Source organism: Streptomyces cathayae (assembly GCF_029760955.1).
Taxonomy (GTDB): domain Bacteria; phylum Actinomycetota; class Actinomycetes; order Streptomycetales; family Streptomycetaceae; genus Streptomyces; species Streptomyces cathayae.
This window is the reverse complement of record NZ_CP121682.1, coordinates 617557-637528: the sequence shown is the minus strand read 5'-3', so window position 1 is coordinate 637528 and position 19972 is coordinate 617557. Positions and strand designations below refer to the sequence as shown.

At 71.0% G+C, this 19972-nt stretch carries 25 protein-coding genes and 2 pseudogenes; 19 read left to right on the top strand and 8 right to left on the bottom strand.

Annotation, left to right across the window (positions count from 1 at the left end):
• The first annotated feature begins 9 nt into the window (after nucleotides 1-9).
• Entirely contained in the window at nucleotides 10-246 is a 237-nt protein-coding gene (locus tag PYS65_RS03065) for a hypothetical protein (RefSeq protein WP_279332200.1), read from the top strand.
• Between the two features lie 97 nt (nucleotides 247-343).
• Here PYS65_RS03065 and PYS65_RS03060 read toward each other — a convergent pair whose 3' ends face one another.
• Nucleotides 344-637, bottom strand: a complete 294-nt coding sequence (locus PYS65_RS03060; RefSeq protein WP_279332199.1) for a heavy-metal-associated domain-containing protein — start codon at nucleotides 635-637, stop codon at nucleotides 344-346.
• A 299-nt stretch (nucleotides 638-936) separates the two neighbouring features.
• On the opposite strand from PYS65_RS03060, the pseudogene PYS65_RS35080 reads away from it, so the two are divergent.
• Nucleotides 937-1017: pseudogene (locus PYS65_RS35080) on the top strand (hypothetical protein); the annotation flags it as partial.
• 626 nt (nucleotides 1018-1643) lie between these two features.
• Here the strand turns inward: PYS65_RS35080 and PYS65_RS03050 are convergent.
• Entirely contained in the window at nucleotides 1644-2210 is a 567-nt protein-coding gene (locus tag PYS65_RS03050; RefSeq protein WP_279332198.1) for a hypothetical protein, read from the bottom strand.
• On the bottom strand, nucleotides 2210-2386 hold the full coding sequence (locus PYS65_RS03045) for a hypothetical protein (RefSeq protein WP_279332196.1): 177 nt from the start codon (nucleotides 2384-2386) through the stop codon (nucleotides 2210-2212). The genes PYS65_RS03050 and PYS65_RS03045 overlap by 1 nt, the downstream gene beginning before the upstream one ends.
• Nucleotides 2387-2463: 77 nt before the next feature.
• Here PYS65_RS03045 and PYS65_RS03040 point away from each other — a divergent pair, with 77 nt between their 5' ends.
• On the top strand, nucleotides 2464-3039 hold the full coding sequence (locus PYS65_RS03040) for a TetR/AcrR family transcriptional regulator (protein ID WP_279332194.1): 576 nt from the start codon (nucleotides 2464-2466) through the stop codon (nucleotides 3037-3039).
• 42 nt (nucleotides 3040-3081) lie between these two features.
• On the opposite strand, the gene PYS65_RS03035 is transcribed toward PYS65_RS03040, so the two are convergent.
• Complete coding sequence (locus tag PYS65_RS03035) at nucleotides 3082-3396, bottom strand: hypothetical protein (RefSeq protein WP_279332192.1); 315 nt, start codon at nucleotides 3394-3396, stop codon at nucleotides 3082-3084.
• Between the two features lie 107 nt (nucleotides 3397-3503).
• Here PYS65_RS03035 and PYS65_RS35350 point away from each other — a divergent pair, with 107 nt between their 5' ends.
• From PYS65_RS35350 to PYS65_RS02995, 8 genes and pseudogenes are all read left to right on the top strand, one after another.
• Nucleotides 3504-3752: a MerR family DNA-binding transcriptional regulator gene (locus PYS65_RS35350; RefSeq protein WP_279332190.1), complete on the top strand. Its 249-nt coding sequence runs from the start codon at nucleotides 3504-3506 to the stop codon at nucleotides 3750-3752.
• Nucleotides 3689-3943 (top strand): MerR family DNA-binding protein, encoded by a 255-nt coding sequence (locus PYS65_RS35345; RefSeq protein WP_279337829.1) that lies wholly within the window; start codon nucleotides 3689-3691, stop codon nucleotides 3941-3943. Before PYS65_RS35350 ends, PYS65_RS35345 begins: the two co-directional genes overlap by 64 nt.
• Before the next feature lie 21 nt (nucleotides 3944-3964).
• Nucleotides 3965-4450 (top strand): hypothetical protein, encoded by a 486-nt coding sequence (locus PYS65_RS03020; protein WP_279332189.1) that lies wholly within the window; start codon nucleotides 3965-3967, stop codon nucleotides 4448-4450.
• 93 nt (nucleotides 4451-4543) lie between these two features.
• The gene (locus PYS65_RS03015; RefSeq protein ID WP_279332187.1) at nucleotides 4544-5224 is read left to right on the top strand and encodes a DUF305 domain-containing protein; all 681 of its coding nucleotides are present in this window, start codon (nucleotides 4544-4546) and stop codon (nucleotides 5222-5224) included.
• A gap of 124 nt (nucleotides 5225-5348) precedes the next feature.
• Nucleotides 5349-6218: a F510_1955 family glycosylhydrolase gene (locus PYS65_RS03010; protein WP_279332186.1), complete on the top strand. Its 870-nt coding sequence runs from the start codon at nucleotides 5349-5351 to the stop codon at nucleotides 6216-6218.
• Between the two features lie 348 nt (nucleotides 6219-6566).
• Nucleotides 6567-6872 carry a sulfurtransferase TusA family protein gene (locus PYS65_RS03005; RefSeq protein ID WP_279332184.1) on the top strand — a complete coding sequence of 102 codons (306 nt, stop codon included), beginning with the start codon at nucleotides 6567-6569 and terminating at the stop codon, nucleotides 6870-6872.
• Between the two features lie 72 nt (nucleotides 6873-6944).
• Nucleotides 6945-7456, top strand: a pseudogene (locus tag PYS65_RS03000) (transposase); the annotation flags it as partial.
• Between the two features lie 682 nt (nucleotides 7457-8138).
• Nucleotides 8139-8522 carry a (2Fe-2S) ferredoxin domain-containing protein gene (locus tag PYS65_RS02995; protein ID WP_279332182.1) on the top strand — a complete coding sequence of 128 codons (384 nt, stop codon included), beginning with the start codon at nucleotides 8139-8141 and terminating at the stop codon, nucleotides 8520-8522.
• Nucleotides 8523-9114: 592 nt separating this feature from the next.
• Here the strand turns inward: PYS65_RS02995 and PYS65_RS02990 are convergent.
• From PYS65_RS02990 to PYS65_RS02975, 4 genes are all read right to left on the bottom strand, one after another.
• On the bottom strand, nucleotides 9115-9483 hold the full coding sequence (locus PYS65_RS02990) for an ArsR/SmtB family transcription factor (RefSeq protein ID WP_279332180.1): 369 nt from the start codon (nucleotides 9481-9483) through the stop codon (nucleotides 9115-9117).
• Nucleotides 9484-9665: 182 nt separating this feature from the next.
• Complete coding sequence (locus PYS65_RS35070) at nucleotides 9666-10007, bottom strand: WD40 repeat domain-containing protein (protein WP_387037625.1); 342 nt, start codon at nucleotides 10005-10007, stop codon at nucleotides 9666-9668.
• Between the two features lie 31 nt (nucleotides 10008-10038).
• Nucleotides 10039-10239, bottom strand: coding sequence for a hypothetical protein (locus tag PYS65_RS02980; RefSeq protein WP_279332178.1), 201 nt, complete (start codon nucleotides 10237-10239; stop codon nucleotides 10039-10041).
• 406 nt (nucleotides 10240-10645) lie between these two features.
• Nucleotides 10646-11845: a hypothetical protein gene (locus PYS65_RS02975; RefSeq protein WP_279332176.1), complete on the bottom strand. Its 1200-nt coding sequence runs from the start codon at nucleotides 11843-11845 to the stop codon at nucleotides 10646-10648.
• Between the two features lie 86 nt (nucleotides 11846-11931).
• On the opposite strand from PYS65_RS02975, the gene PYS65_RS02970 reads away from it, so the two are divergent.
• The 8 genes from PYS65_RS02970 (at nucleotide 11932) to PYS65_RS02935 (ending at nucleotide 19968) form a co-directional block, all read left to right on the top strand.
• Entirely contained in the window at nucleotides 11932-12909 is a 978-nt protein-coding gene (locus PYS65_RS02970) for an ABC transporter substrate-binding protein (protein ID WP_279332174.1), read from the top strand.
• 92 nt (nucleotides 12910-13001) lie between these two features.
• Nucleotides 13002-14150 (top strand): FecCD family ABC transporter permease, encoded by a 1149-nt coding sequence (locus PYS65_RS02965; protein WP_279332172.1) that lies wholly within the window; start codon nucleotides 13002-13004, stop codon nucleotides 14148-14150.
• Nucleotides 14147-15154, top strand: coding sequence for a FecCD family ABC transporter permease (locus tag PYS65_RS02960; protein WP_279332170.1), 1008 nt, complete (start codon nucleotides 14147-14149; stop codon nucleotides 15152-15154). Before PYS65_RS02965 ends, PYS65_RS02960 begins: the two co-directional genes overlap by 4 nt.
• A gap of 20 nt (nucleotides 15155-15174) precedes the next feature.
• Nucleotides 15175-15996 carry an ABC transporter ATP-binding protein gene (locus tag PYS65_RS02955; protein ID WP_279332168.1) on the top strand — a complete coding sequence of 274 codons (822 nt, stop codon included), beginning with the start codon at nucleotides 15175-15177 and terminating at the stop codon, nucleotides 15994-15996.
• A 57-nt stretch (nucleotides 15997-16053) separates the two neighbouring features.
• A complete protein-coding gene (gene amiA / locus PYS65_RS02950; protein ID WP_241270818.1) occupies nucleotides 16054-16167 on the top strand; it encodes a streptamidine family RiPP in 114 nt (37 codons plus the stop codon).
• A gap of 92 nt (nucleotides 16168-16259) precedes the next feature.
• The gene (locus PYS65_RS02945) at nucleotides 16260-17114 is read left to right on the top strand and encodes a hypothetical protein (protein ID WP_279332162.1); all 855 of its coding nucleotides are present in this window, start codon (nucleotides 16260-16262) and stop codon (nucleotides 17112-17114) included.
• Nucleotides 17111-18592 carry a CocE/NonD family hydrolase gene (locus tag PYS65_RS02940; RefSeq protein ID WP_279332160.1) on the top strand — a complete coding sequence of 494 codons (1482 nt, stop codon included), beginning with the start codon at nucleotides 17111-17113 and terminating at the stop codon, nucleotides 18590-18592. Before PYS65_RS02945 ends, PYS65_RS02940 begins: the two co-directional genes overlap by 4 nt.
• Complete coding sequence (locus tag PYS65_RS02935) at nucleotides 18589-19968, top strand: YcaO-like family protein (RefSeq protein ID WP_279332158.1); 1380 nt, start codon at nucleotides 18589-18591, stop codon at nucleotides 19966-19968. The genes PYS65_RS02940 and PYS65_RS02935 overlap by 4 nt, the downstream gene beginning before the upstream one ends.
• The last annotated feature ends 4 nt before the right edge of the window (nucleotides 19969-19972 follow it).

The window sequence follows — 19972 nt, the reverse complement described above, 5'->3', positions numbered from 1 at the left end:
CTGCCCTGCATGATCACCGTGTGCGCCGCCACCCGAGTGGTGCGCATGACCTGCGTGGCCGGCGTGATCGGACCCGTGGTGCCCATCGTGCTCGGTCATGTCATGCTCCGCGTGCCCGGCGTGGGCAGCGTGATCGGCCGCCGGCGCGTCGTCGAGGAGCGCGTGCTGAGCGTCGTGGTGGTGCTCGTGACTCGTCATGATCGTTTCTCTTCTCCCCTGGTGCTCAGTGGCCGCCGGAGACGGTAGAGGAAGGCCGGGGCGCACAGCGCCCGTATCAGCGGAGCGGTACGTCCCGGCACGGGAAAGAATTCGTGTTGCCGGGCCCGGAAGTCCGGCAGACCACTCAGACGCGGCCGACGAGTTCGTAGCCCGCCTCGTCGACGGCAGCGCGCACGGTCCCCTCGTCGAGCGGGGCGGCGGACGTGACGGTCACCTCGCCGGTCTTGGCGACGGCCTGGACCGCGGTCACGCCCTCCAGGGTCGATATCTCCTTCGAGACCGCGCCCTCGCAGTGGCCGCAGGTCATACCGGACACCTTGTAGACGGTGGTGACATCAGCGCCCTGGACGGTGATCGTGTCGTCGGAGCCGCGGGAACCGGTGCCGCAGCAGGAGCCGGAGTTCGTCTCGGTGGTCAAGGCTTCTCCCTCGAAGTGCGGATGCGTGGGGCGTCGACGGGAGAGGCGTGGTTGCCGGCCCCTCTCGACCCACGGCAACAGTATACCCCCTGGGGGTATTCCCTCGGTGTGGTGCTGTCAGAAGCAGGGCAGGCAGGCATGCGGGCCGACCGCCCCGGCCTTCCCTTTCTGCGAACCTTCGCGATCACCGCGAGCGGTGTGGGCAGAGACCGTTCGGGCTGCCACTGGGCTAAGCCACCAAGGGGACCGGGGGCTTCACCGTCGATGCCCCCGGTACCTACTTCTTCCACCCGCATGTCGGCGTCCAGCGCGGCCGGGGCCTGCACGCACCCCTGACCGTCGAGGACCCCAAGGAGACCCTCGCCTACGACGACGAATGAGTTGCCCTCCTCGACGACCGGATCGACGGCGTCACCGGCGCCCCCGACGAGGTCTTCGTCGAGATCAGGCACGGCATGGACGAGACGCACACGGGCGGACACGCGGCCCCGGCGGCAGCTCGCCGTCCGGCGGTATGGGGCATGGCGACAGCGGGCGCGTCTTCCGTACGGTCTCGGAGCCGGACATCCACTACCGGCGCAGTCCCGCCTCCAGCACGGGTCCGCGTTCATCCCGATGGGGGTGCCCCGGGTGGGCGAAGTCGAGACCGGGGGGCCGAAGGCGGGGGACCGGCTGCCTGATCTGCCGCGCGGCCTCCGGTCGAGAACGACCGGACCGGGATATCACCTATTGCCGGGCGGGGCCGCCTCACCTCTGGCCGGGCGGGCGTCTCGCCCCGGTCACCCGCGGCCGGGAGGACCCGCTCACCGTCCACCGGCTCGGTGCGCAGAGCCGGTGGCCACACGTCCCCCACGGCCTGGTTCGCCCCGACGGATACTTCGGGTACGTGGCACGGGGTGTGCAGGTGGAAGGGCCTGCGCGCTCATCTCGACCGCTGGTACCCCACCTGAGAACGGACTGTGCCGGGCCGCTGGCGCCGAGCCGGGTCGGACCACGGGTGGGTGGGTCAAGCGCGCGCCGGTGGCACCGCCATGGATCCGGTGGCGCCACCCGCCCGATCGGTTCGCCCCTCGTTCCGCACCCGCCATCCGTGCCGGGTGAGGCCGCGCGGTTTGTAGACCGAGAGGGCCGTGGTCGTGAGCAGCACCGCCACGGCCGCAGCGGCGTCGAACACGAGTGGGGACCTCATGTGGCTGAGGTCGCCGCCGGACAGGTTCGCCCGCGCCGCGGCGCCCGCCACGTGGTCGACCACCTGCATGTGCAGCAGGAGCAGGAACGTGGCCACGACGGTCAGTACGAGCTTCGCCAGCACCCAGTAGTGGCGCAGCAGCCCCCACGGCGTACCCAGCGACTGGACGAGCCCGGTCAGCAGTGAGGCGAGCGCCAGGGGAACGATCACGTACCAGCCGGTCAGTTCCATGGCGAGGTATGCCCCACGGACCCGCTGGGCGTCCTGGCTGGTCAGGCCGGCGACGGCCAGCACCAGGAAGGCGGCGACCGAGCCGAGCCAGCCGACCGAGGACGCGATGTGCGCGGTGAGGGCGAGTTTGCGCAGGGCGGGCGGCATCGCCATCAGCCGCTACCGCCGTGCATACCGGGCCCCATGCCGCTGCCGGTGAGGTGCAGGGCGAGGAGCAGGGCGATCACTGCCAGGGCGACAGCCCCGGAGACCTTCACCCAGCGTGGGGTGCCGGGTGGTGCCGCGCGGCTGCTCCGCGCACCTGGAGTGGGCTGTGTCTCTTCTTCCATGTCGACAAGATTTATCGATACACAGTGTCTACGTCAAGTCACTATGTATGGACACCGTCGTCACGTACACTGCTGGGGTGCCGAAGCTGTGGAACGAGACGATCGAAGAGCATCGCCGCGCCGTACGCGACACGGTGCTGGAGACCACGGCCGAACTCGTGGCCGAGCAGGGGCTGCGGGGCGTGACGATGTCGCGGATCGCCGAGCGCAGCGGCATCGGACGGGCCACGTTGTACAAGTACTTCCCGGACGTCGAGTCGATCATGGCTGCATGGCATGAACGCCAGATCGCCGGCCACCTCGACGAACTCGCCGACCTCAGGGGCCGCTCCGACACCCCTGGCGCACGGCTGGCGGCGGTGCTGGAACGCTACGCGTTCATCCAGCAGCAGCGGCACGGCCACGGGGCGGAACTCTCGGCACTCCTGCATCGCGGGGGCCATGCGGCCCACGCCGAGCAGCATCTGCGCCACTTCGTCAGGGGCCTGCTGGCCGAGGGAGTCCAGGCGGGCGAGGTCCGGGACGATGTCACGCCGGACGAGCTGACGGGGTACTGCCTGCACGCACTGGCCGGGGCGGGAGAGCTGCCGTCCAAGGCCGCGGTACGGCGACTCGTAGCTGTCACCCTGACGGGTCTGCGTCCTCAGGGCTGACGCTCGCTCGGCGCCTCTGCGCAGGTGATCTCGTCACGCGGGTTAAGGTCCGGGCGCCGCCGCCCCGGCAAGGGCCTGGCGCAGGGCGATCTCGTCCGGCACGCCGGACACGGTGCCGTCGGCGTTCCGGTACAGACGGCACGACAGGCTGGGCGCGGCACCGGGTGGCGCGAACGGGTCGGTGCCGTCGACCAGGATCGTCGGAGACCCGTACATGCCCAGCCGGGCGGCCTCCGCCTCATCGGACACCTCGAGCAGCTCCACCCGAGCTGCTCGTCCGCCCAGCGCGGCGGTCACCCGCTCCAGCGCGGGTCGTGCGTTCGGGCAGTCCGCCACCGTGAGTACCGTGATCCGCATCCGCCTCGTCCTCCCAGCCCACTGCTCGATCTCCACACCTGACGGTAGACCTTCCAGTGCACAGGAAGGTCCCAGTGCACAGGAAGGTCAAGGGCCGGCCTGGAGATATGCGCACCGGCGACCTCGCTGCCCGCACCGGGCTGACGACCAAGACCCTTCGCTTCCACGAGGACAGTGGTCTATTGCCTGCGCCACCCCGCACCCCGGGCGGCTACCGCGACTACCCCGACCACACCGTCACCCGGTTCTCGTTCGTCCGCGACGCCGGCGCGCGGGCCTCACCCTCGCCGAGATCCGCTCGATCCTTGCCCTGCGCGACGACGGCCATGCACCCTGCACCCACGTCACCGAACTGATCCACGCTCACCTGGACGACATCGACCGGCGCCTGGCCGAACTCGTCACCACCCGCGAAGCGCTGCGCGCCCTCGTGGGCCGCGCCGCGACCACCGGCCCGGCCACCTGCGGCGCAGACGACATCTGGCTCAGCCGGTGCCGGACCTTGTACGGCCCACCTCTCCCGACGGGTCCGCCACGGCTTCGGTAGGGTCGAGGGCGGAGGTGCCACATGGACGCGAGCAGACGACTGCGAGCAGGCGGTGCCCTGGTGCACCTCCTGCTGGTTGTCGTGCTCGCACTCGGTGTCTTCGTCATGCACACCCTGGGGCATCCGGAAGATGCCTCAGGCTCTGGGATGAGTGGCGTCGGCCACACCACCGCCGCGGAATCGGCGCACATCGACGTGCCGGCCCCAGCAGTGGAGCACGACTCCGCCGAGAGCAGTCCGTCATCGGGGCTGCCGCCGCACGCTTCAAGCGCCATCGCGAGCCCGCCGCAGTCGGTGGACCCCCATCCCGCGGGGATGGGGATGGACATGACCGCGCTCTGCGTGGCAGTCCTCGGCACCTGGGCGTTCGCCGCTCTGCTGTACGCAGCGCTGATCGGCCGCATTGACTGGGCAGTCGGCCTTCCCGGGCGGGCCGTAGCGCCGGCGCGGCCCGATCCGCTGCTGCCCAGAACAGTCCTCGCTCAGTTGTCGGTCCTGCGGATATAGGCCCCCGGGTCACGCGGGCGTATCAGTGCGCTCGCGTTCCCGCTCGTGCCACGAAATCCGCAAACCTGACCGACCATACGAGGTGTCTTTCACATGATCGTCTACAAGCGTGCCCTCGGCCGCTCGAACCGCCGCCGGGTCGCGCTCGTCAGCGTCGTCGCGGCGGGAGGACTGCTGCTCACCGCCTGCGGCGGAAACGACACGAAGGGCGCGGACCGCGGAGGCGAGAGCTCCGTGTCCGCCACCCAGAACGCCCGGAACGCGGGCGAGAACCCGGCGCCGGGCGCCTTCAACGACGCCGACGTCATGTTCGCGCAGATGATGATCCCCCACCACGAGCAGGCCCTGGAGATGGCGAAGCTCGCGGACGGCCGTGCCTCCGACGCGGAGATCAAGACTCTGGCCGAGGAGATCGAGAAGGCCCAGGATCCTGAGATCCAGACCATGAAGTCCTGGCTCAAGGCGTGGGGCAAGCCGGAGTCGGCCGAAGAGAGCATGCCCGGAATGGACCATGGTTCCGGCGGGATGGACCACTCGGGGATGGCCGGGATGATGTCCGACGAGGACATGGAGAAGCTCAAGGCGGCCAAGGACACCGAGTTCGACCGGATGTTCGCCCAGCTGATGATCGACCACCACAAGGGTGCGGTCGAGATGGCTGAGGACGAGCAGGCGGACGGCAGGAACGCCACAGCGAAGAAGCTCGCCGGTGACGTGGTGAAGAACCAGTCCGTCGAGATCGAGCAGTTGCAGAAGATCCTCGACAGGCTCTGATCCTGATCCGACCCACACCCCGCGGATGCCGTCGCGAGTCCCACCGAGGCCGTGACGGCATCCGCCCCTCCCACCTGGCCCGGTGCGTCCTTCCGCCTGGCCTGCACGAACTTGACAGGACACCATGAGGAAGCAGTACTTCACCATCGCCGCTTCTGCGGCCCTCGCGCTCACCCTGACGGCCTGTTCCGGGGACGGCGGCGGCTCCGGAGAGGCTCAGACATCGCCCTTTTCGACGGTCAGCCACATCCACGGAGTCGGCATCGACCCCGCCGACGACCGGCTGTACGTCGCCACCCACGAAGGCGTCTTCACACCGGACGAGAACAACGAGCCGCAGCGGGTCGGCGACAGCCGCGACGATTACATGGGCTTCACGGTCGCCAAGGCCAAGACGTTCCTGGCCAGCGGACACCCGGCGCCCGATGCCGAGGGCCCCGCGAACAAGGGACTGGTCGAGAGCACCGACGCAGGCAAGACGTGGAAGACCAAGTCGTTGTCCGGCGAGGTCGACTTCCACGCGCTCGAGTACGCCGACGGCACCATCTACGGCTACGACAGCACGAACGGCAAGGTGCGGGTCAGTAAGGACGGCGTGAAGTGGCAGGATCGCGCGACACTGTCGGCCCTCGACATCGCCGTCAACCCCGATGACACGCAGATGCTTTTTGCCACCACCGAAGCGGGCGTGGCGAAGAGCACCGACGGCGGCAAGACCTTTGCCGACGGTGCCGAGCCAGTGCTCTACTTCGTCTCCTGGGGCGCGCCGGACACGTTGTACGGAATCGACGGCTCGGGAGCGCTCCATCGCAGCGCGGACTCCGGGGACACCTGGAAGAAACTGGGTACAGCCCCCGGTGGCCAGCCGCAGGCGCTGACCGCGGTCGACGCCGAGCGAGTCCTGGTGGCCACACAGGACGGCGTCTACGAGTCGAAGAACGGTGGCAAGACCTTCACCAAGCGAATGGACGTCACGTCGACGGGCGGTCACTGACCATAGCGATCTTGATTGCCGTGTCGACCTGACTGCTGAGCGTGCCCCGTTTCGACAGCAGCGAGACAGGTCAGCAGCCAGAGTGAAGTGCTGCACGCGGGTGCTGCGGCGCCCGCGTGCAGCCTGGGTATGCGACAAACCTTCCAAGTCGCCCAGAACCTGGCCGTGCTGCGCGGCACAGTCCGCACCTGGCTCAGAGAAGGGCCGAGCGTCACACCCCTGAGCAGCGGGGGTTGATTGCAGGGAGCTCATCAGCGCGATGACAGCTGGAACTTCGGCCTCGTCTCCGGCACCGCGTACCGCCGATGAGTCCCATGAACCCCGACACCCTCGCGCTGAGCATGACAGTTGACGGGCATCGGCTTGCTCTGCGTCACCCTCCTGATGCGCCTGCGCAAGGAGATCGACGGCACCGAGCCGGGCACCGTCGTCCACGTCATCGCCACCGACCCTGCCGACCCGCTCGACCTGCCCGCTTGGTGTTACAAGACCGGCCACGACTACCTCGGCCCCGTTCCCGACCATGACCGGGACGTCTATGCCCTCCGCTTCACCGCCAAGCCGACGGGGACCCGACCCCATGCCCCCTGGCACCAGTCGCTGAACACAAGAATTTGGCAGGGGGGAGTGTCTAAACAACGGCGGATCTGCTGATCAAGGAAGAGACGCCAAGTGAGCGAGACGACGATCGAGCATGAGTCCGTGAAGGAGCCGGTCGGTGGTGCGATGCCGTCGGCTGCGTCGGACGAGCAACTCGTCGCGATGCTGGTCGACCGGGCCCGCAGTGAGGGGCTGCAGCCGACCGGCGAGGACGGACTGTCCCTGCAGGGGGCAACCCCCAGCAGATGCTGACCAAGCGGGTGCTGGAGTCGGCCCTGGAGGGTGAGATCACCGATCACCTCGGCTACGAGAAGCACGATCCGGCGGGGAAGAACAACGGCAGCAGCCGCAACGGCACCCGGGCGAAGACCGTGCTGACTGGCGTCGGCTCGGTCGAGGTCAAGGTGCCCCGGGACACCGCCGGCAGCTTCGAGCCGCAGATCGTCAAGAAGCGGCAGCGGCGCCTGACCGGGGTGGATGAAATGGTGCTGTCCCTGTCCGCGAAGGGACTCACGCACGGCGAGATATCGGCTCATCTCGCCGAGGTGTACGGCGCCGAGGTGTCCAAGCAGACCATCTCCACCATCACCGACAAGGTCATGGACGGCATGGCCGAGTGGCAGAACGGGCCGCTGGAAACCACCCTTGAGCACGGCGAGGAAGCTTCGGGTGCTCCCGGGGGGAAGCGAGTCGTCCTGTGCCCCCTCATGTGCCTGATGTGTCGTCAGGTAAGTCAGCATCTGATCAGCATCAGTCCCCGCACATTCCGAGACGGTTGTCCGAACAGGCGATTGGCCGGCGGCGTCACAGCAGCCTGGCTCGCACGGAAGCGCAGGCCGGGAGCCATCTCTCCGGAGTGAACCGATGTTCTTCGAGATCTTCGAGTCCGACGCGCGCCAGTGTAGAGTGAAGAACGCCCTTGACCTGCAGAAAGCTGGCAGGGAGCCGTCTTCCAGGAGTCCCAAATGCTGCGTACTCTGTTCAAGGCCAAGATCTAGCATGCGGGCGTTTGTGCGGTTCAGAGGCGTAGCGGGGCCACTCAGGTCAGCAAATGGTCAGCATCGGGTGCGAGGGCGTCCTGGCTTGCTGACCTGGTGACCGCCGCGGCGCGGTGCCTGGAAGCGCAGATGCCCGGCTCCCGCTCGGAAGGTGCGTCACGTGGCTCGTCAGCTCGCCCGCGGTATGGGGTCGTTCTTCAAGGACTGCGGCTGTGCCAGGTCGGCCCGGTGCCCGCATCCGTACACGATCCGTTTCCGCAACGGTCTGGGGAAGCAGGTTGAGGAGGGCGGGTTCGGCACGCAGGATGACGCGATTGAACGCTTGACGCAGGTCTATGCGGAGAAGAAGTGCACGGTGACCGTGTGCCGGGGGTGTTGCTGCGGCACGGCCAAGGTTCCCGGCACCGATCACTCCGCCCAACTCGCCATGCCGAGGGCCGAACTGGGGGCGGTGGCCCAGGTCCGGGCGGTGAACTGTCTCGACGCGTGCGAGCAGGCCAACGTCATCGTCGTACAGCCGTCTTCGCCCGGGCGGGCCGCAGGCGGGCGGCCGGTCTCGCTGGGCCTGGTCAACGACCCTGACGTGACGGGCGACATCGTGGCGTGGGTGCGTTCCGGCGGGCCGGGCCTCGCCGAACCGCCGGACGTTGTAGGCCTGTACGAGTTCGGCCCGTCCCGACGCGTACGACGGACCGTCGAGGGCTGAGAAGCACACGGCTGTCGTTGTCAGTGGATCGCGCCCAGAGCGATCACGGCCGCTGGAGACCCGCAGTCGCGTTGCGCCGGCCGGCCAGGCGGTATGTCAGCAGCCGTGGGAGTGTGAGAACTGGGCGGCGAACGCGGACGTCCGCCGCTCGGGCGGGGCCAAGCGGTGGATGAGCACGCGTGTGTGCTCCGCCGCAAGGGTGCCGCCTCTTCGGCGTGCGCGGTGCCTGGTGGGCGGAGCCAGAGTTCGGAACGACAACAGGGGCTCCGTTGAGATTGGACAGCCCGGGATCGGGGATGGTCCGGCCGCGGGCGATCCCCCAGTCCGGCAGGGCCGGGAACCTGCTCGGCCTCGTCCTTCGTGCGGGGGCGAGCACGACGTGATTGGTCTCCAACGCTTCTTCCCCGAGGCTGTGGATGCACTTCGAGTACCACGACGCCAACCACTGTTGGAAGCGGTTTTCTCCAATGCGATATGTGGAGGGAGCCCATCGGGGACCCACACCAAGCCCTGGGCGGTCAGTACTGGGGATCCGCCCGGCGTCCCACGCGCTCCCGGGCAGGACTTCGCTCCGGAAGCCGGCTATGTCGGCTCAAGCGATGTCACGCATGCCGAGGCGCAGGTGCTCGATGTGGTGGACGGCCTGGTCGAGGAGCGCGGCGACGTGGTTGTCGTAGAGGGTGTGGACGATGCGGCGCCCGTCGCGCCGGCCGGTGTCCAGGCCCAGGGTGCTCAGCAGGCGCAGCTGGTGGGAGACGGCGGACTGTTCCATGCCGACGGCGGCGGCGAGGTCGCCGACGGAGCATGGCGCGTGCCGCAGGGTGGTGAGGATCAGTAGCCGGGAGGGGGCGGCCAGGGCCTGGATCGTGGCAGCGACGGACGTCGCGGTGGTTTCATCAAGGCGGGCGGCCGCGATGATGCCGCGGCCGCCCGTGGCTCGCAGGGATTCACCGGCGTGCACGGGCCCGTGCCTCTCGGGGCGGCGAAACCGATCCACACGGCGCGGGCTCCGGCACGGCGGCCGGCGGTGGAGGGCTGGACGACGATGATGCTGCCCTGGTCGCAGGGGCCAGGGCAGTCCATCGTGCGGACGGCGAGCTGCCGGCCCGAGCCGACGGCTGCGGCGCGTAGCCGGTCGAGTTGTCAGTTGTGGTCGGTGTCAGGGTGCTTGCGCGGGTTGCCGCTGCAGATCCACTTGCCGGTCGGTGCGCCAGCCAATGCCAGGTGCGAGCCGACGTAGGGGTAGGTGGCCACCGGCTTGCGGGTGTGCCGTTCTTGGCAGCGAACGGCCCCGTGCGCTGCCACGGCCAGACGCCTCCCCTGCCGCATCCAGGCCAGGTCGGTGACGGTTGACGCGGCGGACTCGGTCCGCCACAACTCGGCGCCGTCCGTGTCCAGGGCGAGCGCGTGGCGGCCGGAGGCGACCGCCACCCGTTCGTGGTCGGCCCACGCTGCTGCTGCCGACCAGGCACCGGACTCGCGCACGGTCGTATGCCCGTCCTTGCGCCACAAGGGATTACCCCATCGGGCCGGAGACCGTCAAGTTACCTGCACCCGCGGCGAGTTCGGTACGCAGCGCCCCGTCGGGCAGGTCGAGTGCCCGCATCTCGGCACCCATCGAGGCGTCGAGCACCTTGACGGTGCCCTCGGCGCCGGCGGCCAGGTCGTCGCGCGCTGTGAGTGTCACCGGGGCGTCGTCGGTGGTGATGCGGGCCATCGAGCCGTCGCTGTCTGAGGAACCGCGGGCCGGGGCGCATCATCACCGGCCGCTCCGGTGCCGGATGAACGGTCGTCTCCGTGTCTGTTTCGCCCGTGTCGTTGGAGGAGCCGTTGCCCCTTCCGTTGCCGGGTTGGACGGCGTTCGGGCTCTCATCGGAGCCCGCACGAGCTGTACCCGCACTGCGTGCGCACGTCCACCGACGGCGGACGGGTCCACGTGCACGCGGACAGCTTCGCATCGTTGCCGTAGGCGCACCCCACCGACGCCGCCGTCCCGATGCGGACCACGTGTTGGTCCAGCGTGCCAGGGCCGCGCCGACGGGCGGTGACTCCCTCGCCATCGACGCGTACGCGTTCGCCGAGGGGCTCGTCGCGGCAGACCCCGCGCGCGCCCACACGTCCCGTCACCGACCCACGGGATCACCGTCGGCACCGTCGTTCCGGGCGCGTAGTGTCAGGTGGCCGCCGTGATGCAGCGGTGTGCTCAGCCGCGGACGCGCCGCCTCGTGGCCGGTCTCCGCGTCGAAGATGTGCACCTCGCCGTGGCCGCCCCGGGTGACGGCGATCCAGTCGGAGCCCGGTGAGGCGGCCACCGCGCGACGTTGGACGCCCTCCCAGGGGGTGCCGCCGCGACGTGGAGCACCGTCCATACCGGGCAGGAGGCAGCGGCGGGCGGCGCCGTCGGCGCCGAGCAGGACCAACTCGTCGCCGTCGGGATGGACACGGGTGAAGGCGGTGTGGCGCCGGGCGAGGGCCAGCCGGAAGACGAGCCCGGCACCGAGGTCCGTGAGCAGCGTCCGGCCGGTTCCCAGCTCGTGGTGCCATGCCTGGTTGGTCCACTCCGGCCAGCGCAGCGGGTCCGGGTCACCGCCGCGCAGCGTGGTCCACAGTGCCTGACGCCGGGTGTCGAGCCGGAGGTACCAGCCCCGGGCGGGCGATCCCCACGGAATGACCGCCTCGGCAGCGAGGATGTCGCCCTTTCTGCGGGCCCGGTGCACTCCCTGGCTCGTGGCCGCGAAGACCTGCTCCGAGCCGGGTGCCTGTGCGTCCCCGTGTCCGTCGTCCGGCAGCGGCAGGAGCGCGTGAGGCGTGACCAGGGGACAGCCAGGCGGAGCCGCGAGGAGGTCGGCGAACCGGTGGACGGCCAGCGCCCCGGGCTCCCGGTGCCGCAGTACGACCAGAGGGTCGGTCTCGCCCAGCACGGTTACGCCCGGTTCGCCGACGCGCGTCCGCACCCGTGCGGCCTCTCCGGTGGCCAGGTCGAGGACCGTCAGCAGGTCCGACCACGGTTCGCTGTTCTTGCCGAGGCCGGTGGTGACGGCCAGTCGGCGGCCGGACGGGTCGCAGGCGAGGTGCTCGGCCGGCACGGCGACCGGAACCGCGCGTTCCACGAGTTCCTCGGCGTAGGGGTTGAGCACCAGCAGTTCCCCGCGGCGGTCGTCGACGCAGGCCACCCGCCCACCCGGCAGCGCCAGGAATCCGGCGTGCTCCGAAAGGTGACGGCCGGTGAGGCGTCCTGCTACGGCACCGTCGGGCACGGTCAGCAGGTGTACGGCTCCGGCCACATGGTCGGAGACGAGCAGGGCGGGTGTGGCAGCGGGCATGAGTCCTCCAGAAACCGATCTAGTGAAAACGATTATCATGTATCTTCAGTGCGTTCCCGGTACCTGAAAAAGAAGCGAGGGCATCGATGCTGCGCTCACCGTCGAGATTCGTTCGCAGTTGGCTCACCGCAGCGGCGGTGGGTTCGCTCCTGGTCGGCTGCGGCTCGTCCTCCGAAGAGTCCGCGAACGACAAGGCCAAGCCCGCGGCGAAGACGGAGGTGACCGTCGAACCCATCAAGGCGTCGACGGAGTTGACCGACACCAACGGCGTCAGGATCTCCTTGCAGAAGGAGCCCGAGCGGATCGTCTGCCTGTTCGCACTGTGCGACGACATCCTGACCGAACTGGGCATCGTCCCGACGGCCACCAACAGCGCGGTGCTCACCCACCCGGACTTCCTGGGGGAGGGGAAGGCCAAGGAGGTGGACATCATCCCCGGCGGCTTCATCGCCCCGGAGGTGGAGGCGATCCTCTCCCACAAGCCCGATCTCGTGATCGGCCTCGGGGACACCCACGGCAAGCTCGCCCCGGCGCTGAAGGGAGCGACCACGTTCTGGGCCATGCAGCCCGAGACGTGGCAGGACAGCGTGGGCTACCTGCGCGACACCGCCGCGCTCACCGGCCGCACCGCCCAGGGGGAGAAGGCGGAGAGGATCTTCCGGACGAAGCTCGCCGCCGCCGAGAAGACCCCGAGCGACAAGACCGCGCTCATCATCTACGGCAGTGACGAGAACTTCGGCGTCGCGACGCCCGAAGGTGACGTGGCCGCCAGCCTGTTCCCCAAGATCGCCGACTACCCGTGGGAGTCCCGCGGTGTGGAGGGCAGTTACAGTCTCGAAGAGATCCTCGCCAAGGACGTCGACGTGCTGTTCGTCGAGACGCTGAGCTTCGGCGACGCGGAGGGCGAACTGTCCGAGAAGCTTGCCGGAAACCCGCTCTGGGGCAAGATTCCCGCAGTGAAGAACGGTGACGTCCACGAGGTGAACTCAGAGGTGTGGGCCAAGGGGCGCGGCACCCGTTCGCTGGGCATCGTGCTCGACGAGGCCACGGCCGCGCTGCGGTGAGGACGTCCCTTCCGGTGCCCGCCGTAGCCGATCGCCCCGCGGCGGGCGGAGAGCGGCCGTTGCGCGGTGCGCGGAGGTGGCAACCGCTTCTGGTGGTCGTGTTGCTGGCTGTCTTCTCGGTCTGCGCGCTCAGCCTCGGTACCCCCTACGTCCCCCCGTACCGGCTGGTCGCCGCTGTGCTGGAGGGGGACACCACCCTCGCCGGGATCGTCGTGAGTGAACTCCGCGTGCCCCGGCTGCTGCTGGCGTTGGTCGCCGGAGCCTGCCTGGGGGCGGCCGGGCTGGTGCTCCAGGAGGCGCTGCGCAATCCGCTGGCGGTGCCGGAGATGCTGGGTGTGTCGTCCGGGGCCGCGCTGGGGGTGGCCGCACCGCTGGTGCTGGCCTTCTCGCTGCCCGCCGCCGTCCAGCCTCTGCTGGCCATCGGCGGGGCAGCCCTGGGTGGCGGGCTCACGTTGCTCGTCGCCGGGATCGGCCGCAGTCCGTCCGCCGTGCTGCTGACCGGTGCGGCGGTGGCGGCCGCGTTGCAGGCCGCGCTGCTCGTGCTGATGGTCATGGCCGACCAGTTGGACCTCCAGCTGATCTACCGCTACCTGCTCGGCTCCCTCTCCGCCCGGACGTGGGACGACGTGACGGGCCTGTGGCCGTGGCTGCTCGTCGCGGTGCCCGCACTCGTGCTGTGCGCGCCGGTGCTGTCCGTGCTGCGGCTGGGCGACGAGGACGCGGAGGCACTCGGTGTGAGAGCTCAGCGCGCCCGGCTGGCAGCGCTGGCCGTCGCCGTGGTGCTGATCGCTCCGGTGACGGCCGTGTGCGGGCCCGTCGCCTGGGTGGGTTTCCTCGCCCCGCATCTGAGCCGCTGGTTCGATCCCGCGGCGGGAGCGGTGCGCTGGCTCCCCTGGTCCGCGGCCTGGGGCGCTGTCGTCGTGGTGGTCGCCGATGTTCCGGCCCGGCTGGTGTTGGCACCCGTGGAGACGCCTGCCGGTGCGTGGACGGCCCTGCTGGGGGTGCCGGCCGGCGTCGCACTGATGCGGTCGGGTGGCCGTCGCCGGGCGGCGGCCTGGCGCACCCCGGCCGCTTCGGCCGGGGTGCGCGAGCAGCTGTCCGGGCCGCGGAGGACGGCTTCGGGTGTGGCGGACGAAGTACCTCCCGCCGGGGCACCGCATCACGCTCACCGGGGCGAACCCGGGCCTGGCGGTCCGACCTCGCCGCCTCTCGGGACGATCAGAACGGAGGACGTACGGTGACCCGGCGTTTCACGGCCCTCGCGGCACTGGCCGTCATATGCGCCGCAGCGGAGGTGGTGGCCGGGCGCGGCATGTCCCCGGGGGTGGTCTGGGACGTCCTCAACGGTGGCGGTGACGCGACGGAACGCCACATCGTGTTCCAACTGCGTCTGCCGAGGCTGTTGGTGGCCCTCGGCGCGGGCGCCTGTCTGGCCGTGGCGGGGCTGGTCCTGCAGTCCGCCCTGCGTAATCCCCTGGCCGGGCCGGAGGTGACGGGCGTGACCCCGGGGGCGGTGCTCGGCGCCGTCACCGCGACCGCCCTGGGGCTCGCCGGGTGGGATTCGCCCCTGGCCGTGGTCCTCGCCGCCTGCGCGGGCGGGTGCGCCGGAGCAGCGCTGCTGTGGCTGCTCGCCGGCCGCGGTCGCGGAGATCCCGCGCAGACCGCCGTGCACGGGGTGCTGGTGTCGTCGGTGCTCGGCGGGCTCACCGCCATGGTGCTGCTCGTGGAGCCGGGTGAGCTCGGCAGCGTCGTGCAGTGGCTGGTGGGCACTACGGAGGGCCGGGTGTGGGAGCACTGGCACCTGCTGTGGCCGTGGGCGCTCCTCTGGGGGACAGCTGCCTGGCTGCTGGCCGGGCCGTTGACCCTGCTGCGCTGCGGGGACGACATCGCCCTCGCCGCCGGTCTCTCCGCCCGCCGGGCCCGGACCCTGGCCCTGATATGCGCGGTGGCCCTGACCGCCGGCGCCGTGGCTGCCGTCGGCGCGCTGGGCTTCATCGGGTTGCTCGTCCCGCATCTGGCCGTGGCCGTCTTCGGTGCGGACCTGCGCCGGAGCCTTCCCGGCGCCGCCCTGACAGGCGCGGTTGTGGTGTGCGGGGCCGACGCGACCGCGCAGTTGTCCTCGCGGCTACTGGCGACGGCGCTCGACTCCGGACGGCTCACGGTGCCGGTCGGGGCGCTCACCGCCTGCCTCGGCGCCGCGCTGCTGCTGCTCGTCGTGCGCCGCACGCCGAGCCGTACGTTCTGACGTCGAATTGAGGACAGAGCATGATCGAGTCCGTGGGGATCCACGTCGAGGGGGTCCACTTCGGCTACCCCGGACGGCCCGTGCTGCGGGGCGTCGACCTGACCGTCCGGCCGGGCGAACTGACCGCCCTGATCGGCCTGAACGGCTGCGGCAAGTCGACCCTGCTGCGGCTGGCCGCCGGGCTGCTGCACCCCGACGAAGGGCGCGTGCTGCTCGGCGAGGACGACGTCACGCGGCTTTCAAGACGCGCCACGGCCCAGAGGGCAGCCTTGCTGCACCAGTCGGCTCCGGCCGTGCCGGGCATGACAGTGCGTCATCTCGTCCGTCAGGGGCGGTATGCGGCACGTGGCCCGCTGGGCATGCTGCGCGAGGGCGACGACCCCGTCGTGCGCCGGGCGCTGCGTGATGTCGGGGTGGAGGACTGGGCCGACCGTGACGTCGACGCGCTGTCCGGCGGCGAGCGGCAACGTGTCCGGCTCGCGATGGCGCTCGCGCAGGACACCCAGGTCCTGCTGCTCGACGAGCCGACCACGTACCTGGATCTGCACCACCAGCTCGACGTACTGCAGACCGTGGTACGTCTGCGCGAGGAACGCGGGCTCACGGTGGTGATGGTGCTGCACGACCTGGCCCACGCAGCCCGGTTCGCCGAGCGGATCGTCGCCCTGCGGGAGGGCCGTGTGGTGGCCGACGGAGCGCCGAAGCGGGTCGTCACGCCGGGGTTGCTGGCGGAGGTGCTGCAGGTGGCAGGCCGGGTCGGTGAGGATCCGGAAGGGGGATGGCCTGTGTGTTACCCAGATCACCCCATCGCGGCTCTAGAATATGAAAATCAGATTCATTAGAGTGAGGTCACGGCGCTCATCCGAACGCCGTATCTCCCTGCTGATGAAGGAGAGTTCATGGACAACGAGCAGGTCTTCGCGCCGATCGCCGACCCGGGTCAGCTGGCTCACGACTCGGCCTCCCACTCCAACGCACTCGTCGAGAACCCCTTCGAGGACACCGAGGAGTAAGCGAGGGCCTGGCCACCCTCGACCGTGGGCCCGCCCGATGCCTTCCGGGCGGGCCCACGCCCGTCCCCGCTCCCGTCGACAGGAGGAACACCGTGTCCCGTAGCCGACTCGTCCCCGGTGTCGAGGTCGTCGCCGTGCCAGGGCGAGGGCTTGCCGTCCGCACCCCCGCGGGGGAGTTCTTCAGTGTCAGGACAGGAAACGTCGACGAGGACGCCTTGCTCTCCCTGCTCACCGGGGGGACCACAGCCCTGGTGGACGAGGGGATGGACCGCGTGATCCGGGCGTTCGAAGAAGCCGGTTATCTGGCGGAAGGGCCGTTGGGCCCGGAGTGGCCCGCCGCTCGCCAGGATGTCAGGATCCTCGGCGACCCGGTCCTGACCGAACCGCTCGCCGTGCAACTGGCCGCCCTGGGCGCGCGGCCCCGTACGACTCCGGCCGTGACCGCCTCCGGCAGCTCACCGGTGGGCATCGAGGACCTGCTCGACGGAAACCCCTCCGCGGTCGTCTGGTGCCTGGACGGACCCGTGCCGGACGGCTTGTGGGACGCCGCCGACCGGCTGCCGGAGCGCGGTGTCGCGTGGCTGCGCTGCCACCGCGAGGGCTGGCAGGTGTACGTCGAGCCGGTGGCCGCCGCTCCCGGGGACGTCACCTCGGCGCACGTCCGGTCCCGCCGGCTCGCCGCCACGCCCGCTCACCGCGAGCTGGCCGCGTACTGGAGCGGACCGCGTACCTCCGGCGCGCCGGTCCGGTTCGCCGCGCCCGCCGCCATGCTGCTCGCGGCGCTGCTCGCGGACGATCTCGGCCAGTGGGCCACCGGCGCCCCCGACGCGGCCGGCCTCCCGGCCCGGCGCCGACTGCGACGGGTGGACCTGCGCACGCTGACCCTCACCGAGCACCCCGTGCTGCCGGTGCCCGACGTCGCCCCGATGCCGAAGAAGGACGGATGACGGCGTTCAGCACGGCCGTGGAGAAACTCGCCACCTACGTCCTGCTCCCAACCGGTGACGGCCGCTTCCCGACCGTCCTGATCCGCACCCCCTACGACCGGACCCGGCACGAGGCCGAGGCGCGCGGCTGGGCCCGCCGCGGGTTCGCCGCCGTCGTTCAGGACGTGCGGGGGCGGTTCGCGTCGCCGGGGGAGTGGCACCCGTACGCGCACGAGACCGCGGACGGAACAGCGGCCGTCCGCTGGATCCGGCAACAGCCGTGGAGCGATGGGCGGCTGGTGGCCGCCGGCGCCTCCTACGCCGCCCACTGCGCCCTCGTCCTCGCCCTCGACGCGCCCGGGGACGCCCGGCCGGACGCCGTCATCGCGGCCGTGCCCGCCCTCGGCCCGGCGGAGACAGCCCGCGAGGCGTCCGGCGTGGAACGGCTGTTCTCCCGCGCCGGATGGTGGGCCGCCCACGGCGACCGGCGCGACTCCGACGAAAGCGCGCTGAACAAGGCCCTCGCCGAGGACCCCGGCCTGCTCGCCCACCTGCCGTTGACCGCTCTGCCCGAGCGGCTGGGACGCGCCCTGCCCTCGTGGGCGGGGTTGTGGCGCCGGCCCGACCGCGGGCACATCGTGGCGCGGGCGGCGCACGCCGGGCCGCCCCTGCTCGCGGTGGGCGGCCACCACGACCACTTCACCGAGGAGACCGTCGCTCTGTGGCGCGCCTGGGGCGGATCCTCGGCGCGTCTGCTGCTCGGCCCCTGGGGGCACCCGCTGACCGCCGCTCCGGGGCCGGACGCGGGACCCGCCCACCGGCTGAACCTCGGCGAGCTGTACGTGCGCTGGGCCCGCCGCGCCCTGACCGGCGACCTCGCCCCCGGCCGCCACGGCGCACTGGCGCTCGGCTGCGCCGGCCTATGGCTGCCCGCCAACACCGAGGGAGTACCGCGTGCCCACCGCACGCGCCTGCTGTACGGTTCCGCCTTCACCGCCGACCCCGCCCGGCCCGTTCGGTCCGACGACCTGACCGTCCCCGCCGATGGCCCGCCCGACCGCTGCCTGCTGGTCACACCGCCGTCGCCGCGTCCGCTCGACCTCGTCGGCCCCGTCAGTGTGCGGCTGCGGGCCATCGCCCACACACCGTCCGCCGACTGGGCCGCCAGGCTCGTCGCACTCCCACCGGACGGCACCGCCGAGCGGCTCGCCGTCGGTATCGTCCGGCGTGCCGAACCGGCCGGCCGGGAAGCCGCGTTCACCGTCGGACTCGGCCGGCTCGCACGTCGGCTCCGGGCCGGTACCCGGCTGCGCCTGGAGATCGCCGGACACCACTTCCCGGCCCACGCCCGCAACCCCCACACCGGGGACGACCCGATGACGGCCGCACAGCTGCTCGCCTCCCGGCGGAAGGTCGACCCGGACAGCGTGGTGCTGAACCTGCCCGTCCTCCCGTCCCGTCCCGCCCCCACCGACCCCGCCGAGGAGATCCTGCGATGACGGCTCTGCCGCTGGAAGCGCTCGTCGACCCCGTCTGCGGAATCGTCCGCAAGGTCAAGCCCGTCGAGCACCCCGCGGGCGCCCCGCCCCGCTACACCGCGCTCACGGCCGAGGTGTCCGACGCCCGCAGACACGGCCTGTGGCCCGCCGACCGGGTCTCCCTCGGCACCACCTTCGGCGACCCCGAGCAGGCCCGTGTCGCCGCGATAGCCGAGGGGATGGAGCGCTACTGCGGCAACCGCGTTCCGCCGCCCGGCCACCCGGACGCACCCCTGCGCGCCACCGCCGCCGAACTGGCGGACAAGGGCCTGCGCCTGTACGGCCCGGCCGATCTGCCCGCCTACGCACCCTGGCAGTACGCCCGCGCGAAGTTCCCCTACCGCCCGCTCACCGCCGACACCCCCGCGCTGTGGACACGAGGAACCGAACGACTGCCCGACGGGACCGACGCCGAGGTCTGGGCACCCGTCTCGCTCACCCACCTCAACTGGCGCCAAGGCGGCCTGCGTGAGCTGCCCCGCACCCACCACCTCAACTACGCCGGGATCGCCACCGGACAGGGCCTCGACGACGCTGTCGAGCGCGGCCTGATGGAGATCGTCGAGCGCGACGCCCTGGAACTGTGGTGGCACCTGGACGGCCCGACCCGGGGCATCGACCCGGCGAGCGTGCCCGGCCTCGCCGACGACCTCGCCGGCTCCGCGCTCGACGTCCACATCGTCGAGATGCCCTCGGAGTTCGCCCCCTGCATGGCCGCGCTCGTCCACGATCCGCGCCTCGGCCTGTACGCCGCCGGGTTCGCCTGCAAGTACGATCCGGCCGAGGCCGCCCGCAAAGCCGTCCTGGAAGCCGTCCACACCTGGGTTTTCACCCAGGGCCTGACCGACCCCGACGGCTGGGTGTTCCAGGCCGTCGAGGCCGGGCTGCTCGCCCGCGGGCTGTACCTGGAGCACCGGGCCGACGGCCGCTACCTCGGCGTGTGCGGCGAGCAGTTCGAGCACGTGCGGGACCTGGGAGCACACGTGCAGGTGTGGCTTGACGAGCGGATGGCGGTCGAGGCCCGGAGGTTCACCGAGCCTGCGCTCGGGACGGTATCCGTCGCAGAGGTCGAGCCGGGCGGTCGGGAGCGGCTGGAGAGCACGCTGCGCGGGGGCGGTCACCGTGTCATGACCTTCGATCTCACCACCGAGGACGTGGCGGAGACCGCGCTGCGCGTCGCCCGGGTCCTCGTCTCCGGACTGCTGCCCAACGCGCCCGCCGCCTTCGGCTACTTCGGCTGCCCGCGCCTTGCCGAGGCCGCCGTCGCGCGCGGATGGCGCGTGACCGCGCCGAGCGCGCCGGAGGATTTCACGCTGGCACCTCCGCCGCACATGTGAGGAC